The organism is Paenibacillus sp. FSL K6-4396 (assembly GCF_038002525.1).
Lineage (GTDB): Bacteria > Bacillota > Bacilli > Paenibacillales > Paenibacillaceae > Paenibacillus > Paenibacillus amylolyticus_B.
Genome location: NZ_JBBOCR010000001.1, coordinates 3,544,837 through 3,566,979 on the forward strand (window position 1 = coordinate 3,544,837; position 22,143 = coordinate 3,566,979).

The 22,143-nt window shown below is 44.0% G+C and carries 16 protein-coding genes; 11 read left to right on the forward strand and 5 right to left on the reverse strand.

The window, feature by feature from the left end:
* Nucleotides 1–30 precede the first annotated feature (30 nt).
* From MHB85_RS15395 to MHB85_RS15405, 3 genes are all read left to right on the forward strand, one after another.
* Complete coding sequence (locus MHB85_RS15395) at nucleotides 31–1,716, forward strand: hypothetical protein (protein WP_341073176.1); 1,686 nt, start codon at nucleotides 31–33, stop codon at nucleotides 1,714–1,716.
* Nucleotides 1,717–1,787: 71 nt separating this feature from the next.
* Entirely contained in the window at nucleotides 1,788–3,506 is a 1,719-nt protein-coding gene (locus MHB85_RS15400) for a discoidin domain-containing protein (RefSeq protein ID WP_341073177.1), read from the forward strand.
* Nucleotides 3,507–3,536: 30 nt separating this feature from the next.
* Complete coding sequence (locus tag MHB85_RS15405; RefSeq protein WP_341073178.1) at nucleotides 3,537–4,478, forward strand: family 43 glycosylhydrolase; 942 nt, start codon at nucleotides 3,537–3,539, stop codon at nucleotides 4,476–4,478.
* Between the two features lie 78 nt (nucleotides 4,479–4,556).
* Here MHB85_RS15405 and MHB85_RS15410 read toward each other — a convergent pair whose 3' ends face one another.
* From MHB85_RS15410 to pdxR, 3 genes are all read right to left on the reverse strand, one after another.
* Entirely contained in the window at nucleotides 4,557–5,084 is a 528-nt protein-coding gene (locus MHB85_RS15410; RefSeq protein WP_210108193.1) for a DinB family protein, read from the reverse strand.
* Between the two features lie 144 nt (nucleotides 5,085–5,228).
* Nucleotides 5,229–7,250 carry an ATP-dependent DNA helicase gene (locus MHB85_RS15415; RefSeq protein ID WP_091018971.1) on the reverse strand — a complete coding sequence of 674 codons (2,022 nt, stop codon included), beginning with the start codon at nucleotides 7,248–7,250 and terminating at the stop codon, nucleotides 5,229–5,231.
* A 59-nt stretch (nucleotides 7,251–7,309) separates the two neighbouring features.
* Nucleotides 7,310–8,800 carry a MocR-like pyridoxine biosynthesis transcription factor PdxR gene (gene pdxR, locus MHB85_RS15420; RefSeq protein WP_341073180.1) on the reverse strand — a complete coding sequence of 497 codons (1,491 nt, stop codon included), beginning with the start codon at nucleotides 8,798–8,800 and terminating at the stop codon, nucleotides 7,310–7,312.
* 147 nt (nucleotides 8,801–8,947) lie between these two features.
* On the opposite strand from pdxR, the gene pdxS reads away from it, so the two are divergent.
* The 8 genes from pdxS to MHB85_RS15465 all read left to right on the forward strand — a co-directional run bounded on the left by pdxS (nucleotide 8,948) and on the right by MHB85_RS15465 (nucleotide 20,716).
* Complete coding sequence (gene pdxS / locus MHB85_RS15425; RefSeq protein ID WP_200869424.1) at nucleotides 8,948–9,832, forward strand: pyridoxal 5'-phosphate synthase lyase subunit PdxS; 885 nt, start codon at nucleotides 8,948–8,950, stop codon at nucleotides 9,830–9,832.
* A gap of 151 nt (nucleotides 9,833–9,983) precedes the next feature.
* Complete coding sequence (locus tag MHB85_RS15430; protein ID WP_341073181.1) at nucleotides 9,984–12,497, forward strand: GH39 family glycosyl hydrolase; 2,514 nt, start codon at nucleotides 9,984–9,986, stop codon at nucleotides 12,495–12,497.
* A 200-nt stretch (nucleotides 12,498–12,697) separates the two neighbouring features.
* Nucleotides 12,698–13,930 carry a PTS sugar transporter subunit IIC gene (locus MHB85_RS15435; RefSeq protein ID WP_341073182.1) on the forward strand — a complete coding sequence of 411 codons (1,233 nt, stop codon included), beginning with the start codon at nucleotides 12,698–12,700 and terminating at the stop codon, nucleotides 13,928–13,930.
* A gap of 19 nt (nucleotides 13,931–13,949) precedes the next feature.
* Nucleotides 13,950–16,223: a beta-glucosidase gene (locus MHB85_RS15440; RefSeq protein ID WP_341073183.1), complete on the forward strand. Its 2,274-nt coding sequence runs from the start codon at nucleotides 13,950–13,952 to the stop codon at nucleotides 16,221–16,223.
* A 392-nt stretch (nucleotides 16,224–16,615) separates the two neighbouring features.
* On the forward strand, nucleotides 16,616–17,698 hold the full coding sequence (locus tag MHB85_RS15450; RefSeq protein WP_341073184.1) for an ABC transporter substrate-binding protein: 1,083 nt from the start codon (nucleotides 16,616–16,618) through the stop codon (nucleotides 17,696–17,698).
* A 168-nt stretch (nucleotides 17,699–17,866) separates the two neighbouring features.
* Entirely contained in the window at nucleotides 17,867–18,715 is an 849-nt protein-coding gene (locus MHB85_RS15455) for a copper amine oxidase N-terminal domain-containing protein (protein WP_256975270.1), read from the forward strand.
* A gap of 208 nt (nucleotides 18,716–18,923) precedes the next feature.
* Nucleotides 18,924–19,583 carry a TetR/AcrR family transcriptional regulator gene (locus MHB85_RS15460; RefSeq protein WP_091018961.1) on the forward strand — a complete coding sequence of 220 codons (660 nt, stop codon included), beginning with the start codon at nucleotides 18,924–18,926 and terminating at the stop codon, nucleotides 19,581–19,583.
* The gene (locus MHB85_RS15465; RefSeq protein ID WP_091018959.1) at nucleotides 19,580–20,716 is read left to right on the forward strand and encodes an alpha/beta hydrolase; all 1,137 of its coding nucleotides are present in this window, start codon (nucleotides 19,580–19,582) and stop codon (nucleotides 20,714–20,716) included. Before MHB85_RS15460 ends, MHB85_RS15465 begins: the two co-directional genes overlap by 4 nt.
* A 143-nt stretch (nucleotides 20,717–20,859) precedes the next feature.
* Here the strand turns inward: MHB85_RS15465 and MHB85_RS15470 are convergent, their stop codons facing one another.
* Nucleotides 20,860–21,198, reverse strand: coding sequence for a cupin domain-containing protein (locus MHB85_RS15470; RefSeq protein ID WP_192131518.1), 339 nt, complete (start codon nucleotides 21,196–21,198; stop codon nucleotides 20,860–20,862).
* A gap of 79 nt (nucleotides 21,199–21,277) precedes the next feature.
* Nucleotides 21,278–22,105: a helix-turn-helix domain-containing protein gene (locus MHB85_RS15475; RefSeq protein ID WP_192131516.1), complete on the reverse strand. Its 828-nt coding sequence runs from the start codon at nucleotides 22,103–22,105 to the stop codon at nucleotides 21,278–21,280.
* Nucleotides 22,106–22,143: the final 38 nt, after the last annotated feature.

The following is a 22,143-nucleotide window of genomic DNA, read 5'->3' on the forward strand; positions in this document are numbered from 1 at the left end:
ATTGAGTATGAGTGAAGGGGGCATGTTTCCATGAAGAAAAGAACTGATTTATGGAAAATGGTAAGTATGGTTATGCTGTCGGCTATTCTTGTAGCTGGCTGTAGCAAAGGGGAGCCTGCTTCCGAAACCGCACCAGCATCGGTGCTTAAGGACGGTAAATATGATCCGCCATTTACGATCACCATCGCCAAACAACAGGATGAAAATGCTGGAAAGTATATCAATGGTGAGACGTTGAATGACAATGTGTTGACCCGTTGGGGCGAACAAAACCTGGGTATCAAAATCCAAACCACCCTGCTGGGAGGTGATGCTTCACAATATAATACCAAGCTGAGGCTGGCGTTGACGGGTTCCGAGAAGCTGCCAGACGTTCTGCCTGTCTATGACACCATGCTGGTCAATGATCTGATTGAGTCGGGGCAAGTCAAGGAGATTACAGAAGACATCTCAACCTACATGCCTGACCGGATAAAAGAAATATACAAACAATACCCGACCACTTTCAATCCAGTGGTTAGGGAGGGCAAGGTCTACGGGATGGCGATTGCGCCGAATCTGACGGAAGGCGAAGTTATGTTAATCCGCCAGGACTGGTTGGACAGATTAAATTTGGGAGCGCCAACAACGATTGATGAGTTTGAGCAAGTCATCGCGGCGTTCACTAATGAGGATCCAGATGGGAACGGCAAGAAAGACACATACGGCTTTACTTTTTCAGGTAAAGATTCCTACAATACGGGCTGGGTCAGCGATCCGGTCATGATATTCAGCGCATACACAGGCAAACATCTTCCAAGGCAATGGCATAACGATAACGGCAAACTCACCTATGGATCTGTGGCTGCCGGCAACAAAGAGGCTCTTGCCAAGTTACGCGACTGGTATGCAAAAGGGTACTTGAACAAAGAATTGGCCACCCAAGGGGCTTGGGACGCATTGTCCGATTTTACGGAGGGGAAAGCTGGCATCATCATTGGTCGTCCTTGGCTTTACGACAGTGTGAAGGACGTAGAGAAAAATGTGGATGGCGCAAAAATAAGTGCTTATCCGACCATTCAAGGTGTGAACGGTGATAAGACCTATCAGTCCGCCCAATTGAACGATGGTGTGTTCATGTTTAACAAGGACTTTCAGAACATGGAAGCCTTCTTCCTATACTACGATAAAATGTACGACGCAGCGTTCAGCACGGGAGATTTCAAATACGGCTACGCTCAGGGATACGATTACGATATCGTCAACGACGAAGTCACTTTTGATCCAACGAAATTCAATAAGCCATTAGAAGCCGTGCAAGGCGTTGGGAAAATGGCATTTACCAAAAATACACCGAGTGTTGATGGTCCCGGCCAATCGTACTACGATCTGGCGAATGGAGTTAAAGCCGACACGGGCGTCCTCATTCAAAGCGCTTCAAAAGATCAAACGACACAGGATGGATATCGGATTTCGTATGAAAACAGAGATGTTTTACTGCCAAATGAGTTTAACGGTCCACCAACGCCAACGATGCAAAATGTGTGGGAACAGTTGACCACCATGGAACAAGAGACGTTCACCAAAATCATATATGGCAATGAGCCGCTTGAAGCATTTGATACCTTTGTGAAACAGTGGCACGAAAAAGGCGGAGACACCGTGATCGAAGAAGTTAACGAATGGTACAACCAAGCCAGCGAGACGGATGTAATGACACTGATGAATTTGAAATAAAGTCAAGTTTACCCTGGATCAGCCTTCCGGCAACAGGAAGGTTGGTCTTCTAAAAAAGGAGATGATGAGACATGATCAAAGGTAAATCGTGGATGGCTATCGTCATTGCATTGATGTTGTTAACAGTTCATTTAACGTCCTCAGCTCAAACCGTTCATGCTGCTGGTGGTGAAGAGACCAAGATCGCCGCAACACTGTTTGTCCTGAAGAATGAATCTGAAGTATCCAATGCCAAAATCCATTGGGCGCCTGTCCAGGGAGCGACTGTATACGAGTTGTATAGATCCGAGAACAATGCGTCTTATACGTTATTACAAACCCTGACTGGTACAACGACGGATGATTATGACCTCAACATAGGTAACACCTACAAGTATCAAGTGAAGGCGTACGATGGAACTTCCTTGTTAACCTCTGCTATCTCGCCAGAATACACCCCTTACAGTCTTCCAGAAAACCTCACAACTTTTGATAACACAACACAATCCACTCTCATGCTCCCGAATGAACTTAAAGTGGGGGATACCTATTACAGATTTAATTTTGTACAAAAACCAACTGGTGGTTTTGGCGGAATGATTCAACAGACATCAACAGATGATATCACCTATGGTGACGACAAAGTGGTCCTTTCCTACACAGATCATCCCGATCTGGCGAATTCCAAATTTGAAGGGATTAACATCCTGTACCATGCGCCTACGAACAAATTTGTTTTTTGGGCTCACTATGAAAACAGTACAGACTACACGCTTGCGAGAGTATCGGTGGCTTCGGCCACGCCTGGAGAAGACTTTACATTTCACAAAAGCTTTCGGCCGGAAGGGAACCAATCCCGGGATATCTCCATTTTCAAAGATGATGATGATTCGGCGTATCTGATCTCTACGGCCAATAATAATTCGGACACCATCTTATATAAGTTAACCTCCGATTGGTTGGATGTAGATCATCAAGTTTCAGTTATTTATCAAAATCAACATAGGGAACTGCCCAAAATGATCAAAAAGGATGGCATTTATTATTTGTTCTCTTCCCAAGCGGCTGGCTGGTATCCGAGTATACCTTTGTATTCTTCAGCAAATAGCATAGACGGAGATTGGTCCGAATTACGGACGATTGGCAACACGTCAACCTTCTCGGCGCAGTCGGGTTCCGTCATGAGGGTGAAGCCAGATACGGGTAATAACGTGGTTATGGTTGCATATCGCTGGATGTTCGGTTGGGCAGGTACGCAAAATGGAACAACGGAGGAAAGACTGCTTCCCGTGTGGTTCTCCGATGGTTACGCATTTTATGATTATTTTGATCAAGTTCTGTACAACACAAGCGATGATGTTGTCGTTCCCGTTCAGAACGGAAAACTTCTGTCGCAAGGCAAACCTGCAACAGCCCAAACGGCTACTGGAACAAACCCGGCAAGTTATGCTAATGATGGTAGCTATCAAACTGAATGGGTCGGCACAGGCAGTTCTTGGCCACATTGGTGGAAGGTCGATCTCGGCTCTGTTCAACAGTTGAATAATGTGCAAATCTCCTGGTGGATGCAAAAAGGCTCCGAAGGTTATTACAAATATAAAATTGAGACCAGTACGGATAATGTAAACTGGACCGTGGCATTGGATCGAACCAACAATAGATCTTACGGTTTTACCTCAGACAATCTATCGAGCACTGCTGCCAGATATGTACGAATTAATATGCAAAATGCGGCACTTCATAACAATCCAAACAATTGGTACACGCCAAGACTTTGGGAAGTGAAGGTATTTGGATCGGACACCAATTAACGATGTTCTTAAAAGAAGAGAGGTAACGGTGTGAATAATCAACTAACTAATGGTGGCATCTGGAATGATTCAAGTGGTAATCTGATCCATGCCCATGGTGGACATATGTTATTCCATGACGACTATTATTACTGGTATGGCGAAGATCGGAGAGACGATATATATGTGAGTTGTTACCGTTCCAAAGATCTATTCAACTGGGAGTTTCGGAACCATATCTTGACCACCTCTACGCCAGCTGCACCCATTCGAGTTCGGACAAATCTGGCATTAGTGAACGATAAAGGTGGAAAGGTGAATCTCGAACGGCCTAAAGTGCTGTTCAACGCGGTGACCAAGAAGTTCGTACTCTGGGTTCACTATGAGAATGGTGAGAATTATAACGATGCTGCATGCGCCATCGCTACCTCGGATTATCCAGACAGCCATTTTGTTTATCATGGTAGCTTCAATCCGTACGGGTATATGTCGCGTGACTGCACACTCTTTCAGGATGATGACGGGACGGCATATTTTATTTCGGCTGCCAGAGACAATGCGGACCTGCACATCTATCGTCTGCAGGAAGATTACCTTAATGTGGAAAGTCTTGTCGGAAAGCTGTGGCAGGGGGAATATAGGGAGGCGCCAACTGTCTTCAAACGGAAAGGGAAGTATTATATGGTGACCTCATTTTGCACGGGTTGGGCTCCCAATCAAGGGAAATACGCGATGGCTAATACGATGGATGGTCCATGGGGAATACTCAGTGATTTTGGCGATGAAACGACGTTTCGAACGCAACCAGCATTTGTGCTGAAGCGATCAGAAGAGGACTACCTATACTTTTCAGATCGCTGGAACGGATCGGATTATTTTCAGTCCAGCTATGTGGTCCTGCCCATTGAATTCAATGGGGACATTCCGATTCTAGATGAGTATTCCACGTTATCTTTGCGAGAGGATGCACATCTGATTCATTTTGAACGATAATTTGAAAGATAAACCGACTGATGAGAAAAGACTTTGATCCTACAGAGAATGCAGGTTCAAAGTCTTTTTGGATGAATTTTATAATTTCAAATCTAACGAATAGCGATCGCGAAGTACTGATAAATGGTGGAGCTCATGCCCAGCAATAACAAATGCAATCGATCGAGCTGAAGCAGGATTATCACTGACGATCCCTCTACAGAGCCATGCTTCCGGGGTGAGGCGACGGAGCATAAGAATGGTTGAGCGACGTGTGACAGCATATTCTTCATTCAAATCAGCTACGGTATACGCATTGAAGGGATGGCTCTGCATAAGCACGTCCTGATCGTAGCCGGGATGATTCGCTTGGTCACCTCTGGCGATGCGAAGCAATCGGCTGCTCATGATGCGTTCGTTATCCAAAAGGTGACCGATGACCTCCTTCACGCTCCATTTGCCTTCGGCGTAACGATAATTTGCTTGCTCCTCTGTCAATGAAGAGAGCAAAGCTGGTACGATATTGGATTGCAGCTCTAAGCGTTCGATGATGTTCCCTTCAGGAACAAGCTGGATGTACCCTGCATAATAAGCTGCATATTCCTCTGTAGTTGGTCTTTCAACCATGGTAATGCCTCCTTTGGGATTCGTAGATCTGGAATATATTGTAGCATATATCCTACAGCATGAAATTAGCCCCTCCACATTATGAGCGGAAGGGCCGTTTCATGTAATTTAGGCAGATTTTCAAGGTTACGTGTTATTCCACTTCTAATCCGTACGTCGTATCCTCTTATTTTGAACAAACTTCTCCAAAACCGCAAAATCCTCCGTCACTTTTTGGAACGGCAATGTTTCCAGCACCTGTTCCCGATAACTCTTTTTTGCTGCTGTGCTGAGACGGGAGTCAAGTATGCTGAGTATGCCAAGGTCCGTTTCACTACGAATCAAGCGTCCCGTTCCTTGCCGTAACCGAAGGAGCATGTCCGGTACAAACACCTCCATGAACGGATTCTCCGTTACAGATGCCTTATATTCATAAACAGGATCCGATGGAACAGGGAAGGGCAGACGGAAAATAATGACCTGTGACAGGTCAGACCCCTCGATATTCACGCCTTCCCAGAATACACCGGTACCCAGGAGTACACCTTTGCTTTTCCTGAATTCGGCGATGACACTGTCCTGGGAAGATCCTTCTTTTTGAATATGGACTGCCCATGTGTATTCATTAGCCTTTGAGATCAACTTTTTGTGAATGTACTTCATGTCCTCTTTTGCTGAAAAAAGGACGATTGTTCTTCCCTGAGTTAGATTACAGAGTTGAACCATTTCGTTGTACGCTGCTTCAAGATAGTTTTCGCGCTGATCGTGGTGGTAATAGGGTACTTTGTTCGAAATATACATCATGGCATGGTTGGTGTAGTCAAAAGGGGAGGGTTGGCGCTCTAAGAAATCTCCCTTATAACCAAGGGAGTGCGTCATATAAGAATATTGTTCCTCCAGCGTATCCCCGCCTTGGCACAGCGTTGCTGATGTTAGGATTACAGGTACCTTGCCATTAAATAAAGCGTATTTCAGAAATTGGCTTATATCTTTGGGACAGATACTGATCGTGGCTACTCCCAGGGGACTGCTTGCCCATAAAAGATAGTTGTTCTCAATCTCAGATAAGACATGAATGAGGGTAATAAGCCCGTTGGTGGCTTCAAAAGCGTCATCTATTTCCCGCTCGTGACGGGAAGTCAAAATGGAAAGGCGCAGACTGAGATCTTTTAAATCATTCGCGACTTTGTTCAACGGTACTCCTTTGATCTTCGACACTTTGATTCGGTCGTTATCCTGCTTGGCATGGTCGAGCAAATCTGCGTTTACCTGTTTGAAGATGCGCTCAGCGCAGTTTTTGATGAACTTGGATTGTGAGAAGAGACTTTTATCTCCGGACTGCTTCGTTAGAAGCTGCACCGTGGTATCCAGAATGCGGCAGATTCCGCGATAAGTGAACTCAAGTGTTCTGGCATCTCGAACTTTTGCTTCCAGATTATGCGCTTCATCAATGACGATCAGAGCAGGCTGTTCCGAGATGATGCTTTTGGTTCCTTCTTTTTTCTTCATCAAATCCCGTATCAGCAAGTCCTGGTTAACGATAATAAAATCAATCTCGTGAGCTTTTGCATTTAATTTCGCTCTCATATCGTAAAACAAACATGCATTTTTGTGATGACAACGTTCAAATTTGCAATCATTCACGGAAACGTGGGACCATTCGGCATCACTAATTCCAGCTTTAATATCGGCTCTTTCATCAATTTCATAATCTAATATGCGCTGTGCAAGGGTAGATACGGAGGCGTTTGCATCATTAAGATTGATCCATTCCGCTGCTCTACTTCTGCAGGCATACTGACCCATGCCTTTCCCCACCACGGAGCGAACCGTTGAGAATCCCAACCGGCTACCAATAATCCTTAAATCTTTATGTATCTGTTCCGAGAGCTGAATGGAGGATGTAGCTATAATGACTGGTTTCTGAGACATTTGATTCGTGAGCAGACTTGGGATCAGGTACGCAAAAGACTTACCGATTCCAACCCCAGCTTCAATCATGGCGTTATGCCCATGGATATAAGCATCGGCGATATCAAGAGACATTTCTTGCTGTCCGATCCGCTCTCTAAGGCCAATTCGGGGGAACCGGTCATATATTCGGAAGATGGCGTTAACCAAAGAACGTTCGATTTCCTTGTCCGGTTCCTGTTTATTCATTTTGTAGAGTTCATTTAACCAATTCATAACGATCGCCCCTCTTCCGAATGATGATCTTCTTGTACTCACTTTGGAGACGATTTACCTCACAATGCAGTTGTAACGGCATTTTTTAATCTGGATACGCCTTCATGTAATTGTTCATCTGACAAATGTGCAAAAGACAAATAGATACCATACTTCGTACCAACAGACGTTGAACTGCTGACTTCTGAGTATACCACACCTTGTGACCTAGCCGATTCCCGAAAGGCCTCATAAGTGGACACATTACCTCGCCACCAGCCAAACACGTGTAGACCCGCTTCGTTCTCCACCCAATCAAACCATGTAGAGAGTTGCTTGTTCAAAAGTTTGAGTAACAGATGGAATTTGCGACTGTATAATCGATTCATTCTGCGCAGATGACGCTCATATTGACCACTTGTCATGAATGCAGCTAATGCCCGTTGTTCGATCAGGTTGACGGGTCTTGGCTCGTATAAAGCCTGTGCCTTTCTAAAGGTGTCAGCCAAGGTAGGGGGAAGAACCACATAACCAAGTCGTACTTCTAAAGGCAAGGTTTTTGTAAAGCTGCCTAGATAGATTACGCGTCCTGCTTTATCAAGTGTTTTCAGTGGTTCAACATGCATGCCGCGATATCGGAATTCACTATCATAATCATCCTCAACAATCATGGCATCATTTCGCTGTGCCCAGTCCAGCAAGGTTTGTCTGCGTTCCAGACTGAGCATTTCACCAGTAGGAAATTGTCGTGACGGCGTGACAAACAACATTCGTGCTTCCCAGTCTTGGGGCACAACGCCCTGACCATCGAGATTGGCTTCAATCAACTTTGCACCCGCAGCCAATATGGCTTTAGAAATCCCGACATAACAAGGACTTTCTGTCACTACATAATCCCCAGGATCAGCAAGTAATTGAGTGAGTAGAGCTATAGCTTGCATGGAGCCTGCAGTTACTGCAATATGATCCGGATCGACTTGAATGCCCCGCATCCTCCGAAGATAGGCAGCAATGGCTTCTCTCAATTTTGGATCCCCGGTTGAACTAACCATAGCAGAGGTTGTTTTCAGGTGATGCTCACGCTGCCTTATCTCTGCATACAATCGATTATTCCATTCATCGTAAGGAAACTTGGAGAAGTCAGGTTGATATTTGCTAAAGTCGATCACTTCGTCGCTATTCATTCTGGAATCTTGTGTATGGGCATTGGCAGGTGCATTTCTTTGAGTCGTCTGATGTTCAAACTGCTGAATACGATTTCCCCAGGCGGATAAGTGATGCGTGCAAGCTTTCACGGTGGACGCATTATTGTTCAAATCCAACTGGTAAGCAACAAAAGTTCCTCTTCCATGCTCTGAATGAATGTAACCTTGAGCAGTCAACGTATCATAGACCTGATTCACAGTTCCTCTGGAAATGTGATACGTCGTAGCTAACTCTCGAGTAGAGGGTAACTTCTCGCCATGTATAAGATTACCTTCATGAATTGCATCACGGATGGCATGATAGAGAGCCTTCATCTTCGTATATTTTCGGTTCAAATATGAACTGTAAGCTACATGAAATTGCATAGGACCTCCAGAGTTATCATTGAAGTGGTACAATAAAAACCGAAAATATTGGATCTTTTTATATGACCATTCTCATTCTATACTAAATCATAGATTAGAGCGATGCCTTTATTGAAAATCACCCAAAAGTTACTTAGGAGGACTACAATCATGCAAACAGGTACAGATCGTGTAAAAAGAGGAATGGCTGAGATGCAAAAAGGTGGCGTCATCATGGACGTTATGAATGCAGAGCAAGCTAAAATTGCTGAGGCGGCAGGGGCAACAGCTGTTATGGCTCTTGAACGGGTACCTTCCGATATTCGCGCAGCCGGCGGTGTAGCTCGTATGGCAGATCCAACCATCGTTGAAGAGGTTATGAAGGTTGTATCTATTCCAGTTATGGCCAAAGCACGTATCGGTCATTACATAGAAGCCAAAGTGCTTGAATCCCTGGGTGTGGACTATCTCGATGAAAGTGAAGTTCTTACACCTGCAGACGAAGTGTTCCATATTGATAAACATGAGTTTACTGTACCATTTGTATGTGGAGCCAAAGATTTGGGAGAAGCTCTTCGCCGTATTGGTGAGGGTGCATCGATGATTCGTACAAAAGGTGAGCCTGGAACGGGTAACATTGTTGAGGCAGTTCGTCATATGCGTCTAATTAACAGCCAGCTCCGCAAAGTGCAAAACATGTCCAAGGACGAGCTGTACGCTGAAGCCAAAAATCTGGGTGTAGCTTATGAGTTGCTGCGCGAAGTTCATGAAAATGGAAAACTTCCTGTCGTTAACTTTGCAGCAGGCGGTGTAGCTACTCCGGCGGACGCAGCATTAATGATGCACCTGGGAGCAGATGGTGTGTTTGTAGGATCAGGTATTTTCAAATCCGATAGCCCTGAGAAATTCGCTCGTGCAATCGTTGAAGCTACTACACATTACACAGATTACAAACTGATTGCCGAAGTATCCAAAAACTTGGGTGCCCCGATGAAAGGGATCGAAATTTCTAAATTGGCTCCAGAAGAGCGCATGTCCAACCGCGGTTGGTAAGATAACAGGGCATCTAGTTGAATAGGTAGTTTGAACATTTATATAGAAAAGCCGATCAATTGAACCTTAATTGATCGGCTTTTTTGTTATTACTGTTTAGCTTGTTGATATCTTCAAAATGCTGTGCCTATAATAATCGGTATGAAGGAAGGTGCAGACAATTCGCTATCTATATGAGTTTATTCAACATCAGGACGATCTGCCTATGAAACTCTTCGTGAACTCGGTAAAACATATTGATTTCCATTGGCACAAGGAAGTGGAAGTTGTATATGTTCTCCACGGTTCAATCATCATGTATCTGGACCAGCAGCAATATACACTGCATGAAGATGATGTGATCGTGGTTAACAGTATGTCCGTCCACAAGATCGAACGAACCAATCAGGACAATGTATTATTAACATTGCAGTTTGGTCCCGAGTTGATGAACAATAATGTGTTTATCTCCTGTAACTCTGCTATGAACGTGGAACAAAACGCTCCTCGCCTGCAAAGTATTAAACAATATCTTGCGCAAATGGTATGGGAGATCAACAAAAAAACGCCGGGTTATCAAAATTTTACATTGGGCAGATTACAGTTGTTATGCGGATGCCTGCAGAGGTATTTTTCCAGTGGAACGAATTCCGCATTGGAAGACGGTAGCAGGGATTATGACTATAAAAGACTGAACAGGGTCCTCACATATATTGATTTACACTACAATGAGAAGATTACACTGCATGATATGGCACATTCCGAACATTTAAGTTTACATTATTTCTCCCACTTCTTCACCGACAAAATCGGGATACCTTTCCAAAAGTATTTGACGCTCATTCGCTTGGAGAAGGCTCAAGCTCAGCTGGCAGCAAACGATAAAAATATTTCGGAGATTGCGCTGGATTGCGGATTTGCCAATGTGAAGCTGTTTAACAAATACTTCAAGGAAAAGTACGGCTGTACGCCCGGTTCCTATCGGGAAGCTTCTCGTACACCGGAACTCCATCAGTTGAATGTAAACCGCAAACCCAAAACATATGAGGAGTCTTCAAGCGGAGATTATTACGAGATGGAAACGTTGAATGCAATTGGCTTACTGTATCGATATCTGGATGTTAAGGTTGACGCTGATCTGGACACGCTTCCTATACCGTCTGTACATCTGTTAGACCAAACTTATATTGAAATTCGTGCGGATCAGACGTCGTCTGTCTACGAAAAGCACTGGAATATGACCATGACGGCAGGGAGAGCCATTGAAGGTTTGCGTGAAGATTGGCGAAAGCAGCTCTCCGCGCTGAAAGGAAAAGTACCTTTTGAATATATTCGATTTCACGGCATCTTTAATGACGAGATGATGGTGTACAGCGAGAACGAGCAGGGCGTCCCCCTCTATAACTGGTCTTATGTGGACAAGTTGTATGATTTCCTGCTGGATCAGGGTGTTCGGCCATTTGTGGAATTAAGCTTTATGCCGAGCCAGCTGGCGAGATCCAAAGAGACGCTGTTTTGGTGGAGGGGGAATATTAGCCCGCCATCCGACCCTGCCAAGTGGCAGGCGCTTGTTGGCGAATTCGTTCGCCATTGTTTAAATCGTTATGGAGTAGAAGAGGTGAGACGGTGGTATTTCGAAGTATGGAACGAGCCTGACCTGGCGGGTGTTTGTTGGGCAGGAAGTAAAGAAGAATACTTTGCGTTTTACGAATCGACCGTTCATGCCATCAAATCGATCTTGCCAGAACTGAAGGTGGGGGGGCCAGCTATGGGTTACGGTTCTCTCTGGAACGATACCTGGGCTGAGGAATTTTTGTCCTATTGCCGCAAGCGGGAAGTGGCTATCGACTTTTTCTCGTTTCACATCTATTCGGAGTATCCCAAGCTAAAAGTTGAAGACGATCGTTTAACCCAGATCATGCCGCCTGCTTTTTATAAAGAGAGTATTGAACTTATGCGGCAAAAAATGAATGCGTCATCGTACGGTCATGTTGAACTTCATGTCACTGAGTGGAACTTTTCGCTGTATGACCGGAATTTGCTGCACGATACCATGTTCATGGCTCCGTTTGTCATTTACCACACCATGAACACACTTGGTGACGTGAAAGCGATGGCTTTCTGGTCCTTTACCGATGTATTCGAAGAAAGTATCGTTCCCGCTTCTCCTTTCTACGGAGGTTTTGGCCTGATTAACCGCGATGGGCTGAAGAAACCCAGCTATTATGCATTTGAGCTTATGCAAAAGCTTGGGGATGAGCTGATGGTCAAGGGAGACGGTTATGTTGGAACCCGAAAAAGGGATGGAAGCATGCAATTTTTGTTCTATCACTATGTTCACGTAGACCGGCTGTTTGCAAGTGGAGATTGGTCGGAATTATCCAGCTCAACCCGCTATGACGTCTTTGAGGAAAAAGGCAGCAAAGCTTATGAACTTACCCTGAGCAATCTCGAGGGACCTTATAAATGCACCAGTTATCAACTGGATCGGGAGCATGGATCGGTATTTGATGAGTGGACCCGCATGGGATCGCCCTATTCATTGACGGAAGAAGAAATCGCCTATCTAAACGGCAGGAGTGGACCCGTGATGGGGACAGAGATGGTAAGAGATGAAAGTTGGCGCAGAGAGATTTTTCTTCCACCGCATGGGGTAATGCTGCTCATTTTGGATAGACAATATTAAAAAAGTGCTCTTAAGACATCCTTTCAGTTTGAAGGGATGTTTTTTGTTGTTTATTTCTTGTTCGGGCTGGCAAGCTAGAACTATAGCGATGGATTGGGCAAAAAACGAACCATGATGCGGCAAGTTCCAACAAGAAAGCGTTAACACAAATCGATATACTATGGTTGTGGCAGCTTAGAGGAAGACAGGGGGAGTTTTGGATGAAGCGTTTCATGAAATGGATGACAGATTCGTTTGCGCCGAGATTGGAGGCGTTTACGAACAATATTTGGGTTTCTTCGATTCAAGAAGCCATCATGGTCGCCATTCCGATGATTTTCATCGGTTCGATTATTACATTGATTTCGATTTTGCAGGATTTCATTCCGGGAATGCCGGACCTGACACCTATCACGACATTCAGTTTCGGTTTGCTGGGGTTGTTTATTGCTTTTTTGACGCCTTATGTCGTGATGGAAAAAAGAGAACGACATAAAATCAAGTTGCTGGCGGGAATGACGGGGATATCTCTGTTCGTTATGCTACTTAACCCGACAGTAAACGAAGCCGGTACCATTCAGTTCATCCTTGAACGATTTGGACCCTCGGGGATGATTACAGCACTCCTGGTAGGTGTATTTGTCGCTCTTGTAATGATCATGTGCAACAAATTTTCGTTCTTCAAAAAGGGATCTTCACTTCCCGAATTCATTATGGACTGGTTCGATTTTCTCGTCCCGATCGCCCTGGTATTAACAACAGGATGGTTGCTTGTATATCAGCTTCATTTTGATATTTTTGGACTGATCGTGAACGTATTTGAGCCGATCAATGCCGTAGGGCAAAGTTTAACCGGATTTTTATTGTTCAATTTCATTGGTGTTGTACTGTATTCTTTCGGCGTAAGCCCGTGGGTCATGACACCGATCTGGTACGCGATCTGGATACCTGCAATCGAAGAAAATGCAGCTCTTGTGGCAGCGGGACAAGATCCCGTCAATATCAACACGTTTGAAACCTTTTTCTCCGGATGGCTGGGTATTGGAGGAATGGGAGCGACCTTGCCGTTAGTTGTTTGGTTCCTGATGGCACGTTCGAAAAAACTGAAATCTGTCGGCAAGGCGACTATTATCCCATCCTTGTTCAACATCAATGAACCCGTCGTATACGGAGCACCTATTGCCTTTAATCCATTACTCATGGTGCCGATGTGGATTAACTCACTTATCACGCCGGTGATTGTGTACTTGGCTCTCGACTGGGGTTGGGTGCGGATTCCGAGCCAGATCTTCCAGCTATGGTACACACCGATCGGCCTCTCCACATATATTATGTCCGGACTCAATGGGCTTATCTTGCTGGCGGTCGTCCTGGTCATTGTATTTATTGTCTGGTTTCCGTTTTTCAAACTGTATGATGCACAGGAACTGAAGAAAGAACAAGAACAAAATTGATATCAGAAGGGTGAGTACTATGGATAAATCAATCAATGAATTGTTGTCGGCATTGACGCTGGCCGAGAAAGCTTCGCTCTGCGCAGGATTGAATATGTGGATGACAAAAGGAATTGAGCGGTTAAACATTCCGCCGGTTCATATGTACGATGGGACAAACGGTATCCGTAAAACGAACAGCGATGAAGAAATGGGGATTACAACGGAAAATGTACCCGCAACCTGTTACCCTACGGGTTCAGCCATCGGCTCTTCGTGGAATACGGAATTGTTGTATGAAGTTGGCGTGGCACTGGGACGTGAATCAAAAACCATGGACGTTGAGCTGCTGCTTGGACCTGGTGTCAATATGAAAAGAACGCCACTTGGCGGAAGAAACTTCGAATACTACTCGGAAGACCCATACTTGACGGGGGAACTTGGAGCGGCGTTTATAAACGGGATCCAAAGCGAAGGAGTGGGCGCTTCTGTCAAACACTTTGCGGGTAACAACCAGGAGTTCGAGAAGATGGTAACCAGTTCGGAAATCGATGAGCGAACGCTCCGCGAGATTTACCTGAGCGCCTTTGAACGTATTATTAAGAAATCCGATCCTTGGACGGTTATGTGTTCTTATAATTTATTGAATGGAACGTATACAAGTGAGAACGAACATTTGCTGCATGACATTTTGAGAGAAGAGTGGGGTTATGAAGGTGTTGTTCTATCCGACTGGACAGCTGTTAATGATCGCATACGCGGTCTGAAGGCTGGGCTTGATCTGGAGATGCCGGGTCCCGCAAATTACAATGCCAAAGCGATCATTGAAGCGGTTCAGAACGGAAGCCTGTCCGAAGAACAGTTGGATCGAAGCGTGGGCCGGATTCTGAAACTGGTTGAGCGGGTAACGGGCAAGAAAGATATGGATTCTTCTCCAGATTCGGACTATCATGCACTCGCACGTAAAGCGGCGGCCGAAAGTATTGTGCTTCTGAAAAATGAGAACGCGATTCTCCCGCTAGGGCAGGAGTCCATTTCGTCGATTGCCGTGATCGGACGCTTTGCCAAAAAACCGAGAATTCAGGGAGCGGGCAGTGCAAAGGTAACGCCTACAAATGTCGATATTCCATGGGACGAGATAAAAAATCTGGCTGGCGATGCCACGACCATAAATTATGCAGAAGGGTACCCGGAGGATGACTCCATCAATGATGAGCTAATTAAGGAAAGCGTCTCATTGGCGATGAATTCTGATGTTGCTGTATTGTTTGTTGGCCAACCGGAATATGCGGAATCCGAGATGCATGATTTGCAAGGCATTGATCTTCCCGAGCATCAAGTGAAATTGATTCTCGCGGTAGCCGAAGTTCAACCCAAGTGTATTGTCGTAACGAGCAGCGGTTCTGCACTGGCGATGCGCCCATGGGTGCAGCATGTACCTGGTGTGATTCATTCTTGGTTGTCGGGTCAAGGCATGGGTAAAGTGATTGCAGATGTATTATTCGGACAGACGAATCCTTCGGGCAAACTGTCTGAGACATTCCCTGTCAAACTGTCGGACAACCCTTCACATATGCGAATTCGCGGAGAGAACGGCAAGCTGTATTATCGCGAAGGCCTGTTCGTGGGTTATCGATATTATGACCGGAAAGAACTGGCACCTCAATTCCCGTTTGGACACGGATTGTCTTACACATCGTTTTCCTATACGGATCTGGAAGTGTCTCAGACCCATACCGGTGTTACTGTGTCTTTCCAATTGAAAAATACCGGAAAGCGCAAGGGGAAAGAAGTTGTTCAATTGTATGTTCACGATGAAGAGTGCACATGGACCCGTCCAGAGAAAGAATTGAAAGCTTTTGCCAAAGTTGAATTGGAGCCGGGTGAAAAACGCAAGATTACCTTTGAACTGGAAGAGAGAGATTTCTCATATTACAACACCAAGTATAACCGTTGGGTGGCTGAGACCGGGTTTTTCCAAATTTCACTTGGCAGCTCGTCCAAAGATCTCCGAATTACGGAACGTCTGCATTGTGACTTTGGTAAGGAAGAAATCACGTTCCACAAATTCAGTCTGCTCAGTGAGTGGATGAGTGATCCTGTAGCGAAAAAGGAATTGGAGCATCGCCTGAATGAAATGAACGAGCATGTTACGGACAAGGTATACCTTAACGAGGAGTTTGTGGGATTCTGGGCAGATTTCCCGATGATCAAAGTATTCCAAATGTTCGGTCAACAATGGATGAATGAGCGTTCACCTGATGAATTTATTAATGAACTTATCGCCAAGGTTAATCAGGCACGTAATGAATAGTTAAGTAAAAGAGAAACCAAGTTCAATCCTAAACAAAGGACATGAACTTGGTTTTTCTAACGTTTCGGGATATATCGTTATGGAACGTAACCTTCGAACCAGGATGCGGCAACAACTGTCATATTCACCGTGACGGATTTCAGCTCATGTTAGTCACCAGAGGAGAAGGGCATTGAACCTGTCACAGATTAAGTTTACGATAATGCGACGAAATGAGGCACCCATACGGGGGGGGGGGGGGGGGGGGGGGGGGGGGGCTTTTTATTTATCAGATAAATGATATTGATTATTGTTCTCATTTACACGCTTCGACATTTACTGTATACTGACAATAGTTATTTTACATATTGGTTTAAAGACAAGAGGGAATTCAAAAGGGAGAGATTATTTACATGTTGGTATCCGTTAAAAAAGGGATGTTTCTTTGTTTTATTACTGCAATGATTCTGGTGCTCGCAGCGTGTTCAAGCAACAATGGTGGCAGCAAAGATGCAAATGGCAGCTCACAGCAAGCTGCGGAGAGCAGCGCCACGAATGCAGCAACAAATGGGGAACAAGCCGACGCAGACGCTTCAGCACCTGCTGAAACAACTTACCCGGTAACCGTTTCAAATTATACAACAGAGAACGGCACATGGGTGAAGAAGGATCAAACGTTTGACAAGGCACCTGAACGAGTAGTTGCCAATACACAAGGTGCAGCCGAGCTGATGATTCGCCTTGGTTTGACAGACAAACTTGTAGGTGTAGCTGCGTTGTTTGGTAGTGTACCTGAAGATATTGCTGACGAGTTTAAACAAATTCCTGTGCTAGCTGAAGGCTATGTCGGTAAGGAAGTGACAATAGGGGCTACGCCTGACCTGGTTGTAGGGCGTGGTGGACTGTTTGAGGATGCGGACTGGGGTGTTGGTACAGTAAGCAGCTTGAATGATATGGGGATTAAAACGTACGTACAAAGCACCAGTGTTCCTGATGCATCATTAGATAGTCTTTATCAGGATATTACTGAATTAGGAGAGATATTCAACGTACAAGCGAATGCAGCGGCATATATTGAGACGCTAAAAGCACGCGAGAATGCCTTGTCGGCTCGAGCTAGCACTGAAACGATCAACTATGCATCATTTTCGGATAATGGTGATGGAACCATTGGAATCTACAACGGAAACAGTGATACGTTTATTGAAAGTGCAATGTCATTAATCAATATGCATAATATGCTGATTAATGAAACCGGCACACTCAGCCTGGAGAAGTTAATCGAGATTAATCCGGATGCAATGATTATTTCGAGGTATGCAGGTGGTATTGATCCTGAGCAGACGATTGAAAAGCTGCTTGCCAACAAACAGGTACAAAACATTAACGCAGTTAAAAACAAAAAAATCTACATTATTGATTTCAACAACTTCTGGGGTTACGGGGATTCCATCTTCACAGGAGTTGAGGGACTCGCTGATGATCTCGGGTTGTAATGAAGCCAAGAACAAAAACATAGTACCATTAAAAGTCGCTATTTTAGCGGCTTTTTTTTTTGTTATCAGGGACCCAATTCCTGTTTCAAGCTGATCAAACTTTTATTGGAATCTAACGTTATTATTGTAAGATTAAAAATTACATGAAGTGGGTGAGTCGCTGTGAGAATGAAGCAATTGAAAAAAGTAGTTGTCGTTGCATTAGTGATGTCGGTGTTATTACCATTGGGGCCTCAAAAATCTGAAGCAGCATCCAAATATGTTGATTTGGAAATTCAGTGGGCAGACGGTCGTATTAACCATGTTCAGACGTTAATCAAGGATGGAGTCACTTACGGAAGTTTTTTCTCACTGGGTATTAAGGCAGGCCTAGAGTGGGGGATGGAAGATGATAATACGGCCGTACTGAAGAACAGTCAGAAGCAAATTGTTGTGCACTTGGGAAGCAGCATTGCCGAAGTGGATGGTCAAAAAGTAGATATGGGCAGAGAACCGGTGTGGTATATTAGTCACCTTTATGTACCCATAGGATTTCTTGCATCTGCTTTGGACGGGGAAGTGACTCATCAAGATATGAAAACGAAAAAGGTAACCGTGACTGGATTGAGCAATTATACCGATACTTTTTATGGCAGCAACATGGGTTACACCTATGTCATTCGCACTGCAAAAGGAGATCTTGAGATTACGAATGCTTCTACTGGACAAAAGAGTTCGATTCCCTTAGGGATCAAGGACATGAATGTGAACACTCATGATCTTAAGATAAATTTTAAGAGGAGTCCCCAAAATCTACTTATTGTCATCATTGAACACACTAATCGAAAAACGGAAGATTACGACCTTTACACGTTGGTATTCAAAAATAAAGGTCTGATTCGCAAATCCATTGCTCACGGGGTAACGGGCCAGCAGGAAATTTTGAATTCAGATAGTACCATTCAACTCATCGATGACAACAGTATACGTATTATTGAAGATGGAAGTGGTAAAGTGCTTGAAATCCTTTCTCGTTGAATAGACATCTGATCCGAGTGATCAGCTGCTCTTGCATATTTCTTACGAATCTTTTCACAATCAAAAGTAGTTAAAATATCTTTTTGTAAATCTAAATACAGTGGTTTTAAATTTTTATAATGATATTAATCTTTCAAGACTAGTTGACTTGTGAATGTATTATCAGTATAGTGTGAATCAGTTCACACTATACATTAAGGAGTAGCCTATGCCAAAAAATTCGTTCTTTCGTTTAGATGAAACAAGGCGCGAGGAAATATCGAGTAGCGCTATGCTTCTTTTTGTTGATAATCTTTACGAGGATATAACTATGAAGATGGTTTTGGATAGTTTGTCCATGCACCCCGGAACATTTTATCGGTATTTTGAAGACAAAGATGACCTTTATTGTCACTTAATACGTAATGTAACCCAGAAAAGAGCTGCATATTTTAATAACAGTAATGAAGATTCCCTTTACAGCTATTTCCTTACTGGCTTATTTGGTAACGTTAATGGTATGGTGACCGAGCCATTGAATGAGTTGGAAATCAAACTCACTAAAACATTTTCATATATTCCTGAGGACATTTTGCTGAAAGTATATGTGAATGTGTTAAAGGGCGAGTCATTCCCCATGATCAAGGACATTTTACGCCGAATGAGGGTTGATGGATATCTCCGACCAGATGTTGACGACGACCTGATTTCTTTTATGTTTGAGTCAATGCAGCTTAATTTAATCTTGTTTTTTAGAGAATTCGATATTAAGGACTCTGAGCTGCAACATAAGATCAGCAAGTACTTTGCTGAATTTATGGGTCATGGGCTGCTTGAGGATCATAAATATTCTGAAATGGTTAGTGATCTCAAGGGGGAAAGAAAATGAAAAACTATGACGCATTTCCAGAACCAATTGGCGGCTATACTGTCGGTCGAACCCAGATGGATTTTGAGTACACTGCATCAGATTACTCCAAAAGAGAACTGACCGCTTTTGTGTATTATCCGTCCGACAGTAGCGAAGGTAAGACTACATCAACGTACATGTTTCCTGAAGTCTACGAGATGTTTAATGAACAGCCACTTGTCACTGCGTTGAAGGATGTTTTCTCTATAGATATCAAGACCCAGTGTTACGATGACCTTGCTGTCTCCGGGAAGGAAAAGCGCTATCCAGTGTTATTCTATGTTTGTGGTGGAGGCGGTTCTCCAGAATGGGGTACAGTGCTCTGTACAGACTTGGCAAGCATGGGGTATGTTGTGGTAAGCATCGGCCATCAGAATAGCACGATGTATAAACGTAAAGATGGGCGCTTGTTCAATGTATCCAAGGATTTTTCGGATGTTATTACAGCGTTTGGTGAAGATCCGGAGATGCTGGCGTTGGCTGGCAAGATGGAGATGCGTCCTGACGATGAAACTGCCTTTGAGATGTGCCGTAACGTGCTTGCACTACCGATACTTTCCAAGATAACAGAGTATAGTGAATCACAGGCAAAAGATGTAAGGTATGTAGCCGATTATCTTTACAAACTGGACTCTGGAGAGCTGAATTCCATCTTTAAAGGCAGATTGCTGCTTGACATCGGCATGGGTATAGTCGGACATTCTTATGGAGGGCCCACCACGGCAATGGTTTGCCGGGATGACGACAGGTTCGCCTGCGGGATTGGCTTGGATAGCGGTGCGTTTGGACTTCTTGATAGCGATCTTAAGAAACCCTTTTTGTTACTGTTTTGTGAACCTAACTATAATATGAATGCGGTTATTGGCGCTAACAATAGCATGGAAACCTATTATATCTCAGTTGATCGTGTTGCACATTTGGATTACTGTGACATCGTGTTTACCAGTGTTAATGAGGAACTCAGAGGTGAACGGGATGCTATGGAGATGCGAAATCTTGTTACAGACTATGCGAAGAACTTTTTTGATCATTACATACTGCAGAAGGCAGCAAGTGTGGAAAGCCTGGCATACAATGGTGTGGAATTGATCAAGAAGACCAGCAACAAGTGACATAACCGAGAGATTGCTGATTAATGCATGTCAATTAATGCATGTCAAAAAGCTAGCCGTACAGACGGAGAGCCGATAACCCCTATTACGCGGTTATCGGCTCTCCGTCTGCAAATTGACATCCTGGTCCCAATAACTGACGCTTATTCGGCCTTAGTCCCGCCAGTGTTTACTTCGCTTCCAGGCTCCATCAACATGATATGACATTCCTTTTCGGAGGAAGGCTTGATCTCGACTCCCTTAGGGACAATATACATCTCGCCCTTGGAAATCTTCACTTGCCCATCACGAAAATCAATTATCATTTCCCCTTCGAGCACAAAAAATAACTTATCTGTCTCCTCATGAACATGCCACTCAAAATCTCCAGCAATCTTAACGATCTTAAATTGATAGTCATTCATTTCACCAATGAGTTTCGGAGACCAAAGATCGTTTAATTTCGAAAATTCCTCATTTAATTGAATCGCTTGATAGTGCATTGTCATTCCTCCTGTGTATTAATCCTCTATGTTCAGTATACTGATCTAGGCTTTTGTATAACATGGATACCTATTGAAATCAGGATGGATTATTGATGAACTTCAGACGATATTCACTAGGAGAAATACCATATTGTTTCTTAAACACTCTGCTAAAATAAAAGGGGTCAGCAATGCCAACGGTCTCAGCAATCTGTTGTACAGACGCATCACTTGCCAATAACATTTGCTGTGCCATGTTTATACGATATTTCAATACATATTCTGCTGGACCCATACCTGCATGTCTTCTAAACACGTAGGAAAGTCGATTTCGATTAACGTTATTTTGTTCTGCCAACGATGCGACAGTCAGACTTTGATCATAGTATTCTTGGATATAGGTAGAGACCCGTTCGAATAAAACATCTGATTCACAACTATTTTGCCTATGATCAACACATATTAAGGTCTCATTCAGTACATCGCGAAACAGCATCTCGGTCTGAAACTTTGAAATACCTCCGTGCTGATTATACACATGCCAAAGACGCGTGATTAATTCGATCAGACGTGGGGATTGACCCGTTGATAATTCAAAATGCTGATGGGAAAAGCTTGTCTCCTTGAGGTCCGAACTACATATCCGGTATAAAACGAGGATGTATTCCCAGTCCGTTCTATGAAAAACGGTTTGATCCAGTTTCATTTTCGCGCCCCCGTGTACAACTTTTCCTGGTGAAAAGATATAGGGCGTACCATCAAATTGGAATTGAATCTTTCCTGTAAGAGGAAATACAAATCCAGGAAAAGAATCGGTATAGTCAGCCTGGGGAACCCCTGGATTTCTAGCATATCGATATACTCCTTCGACTTGAAAAGGAATGTGTGCAAAATGCGCTGCTAACTGATTAACGTCTACATTCACATTACGTACCTCATTTCAAAAGTGTTTGCTGGTCATTC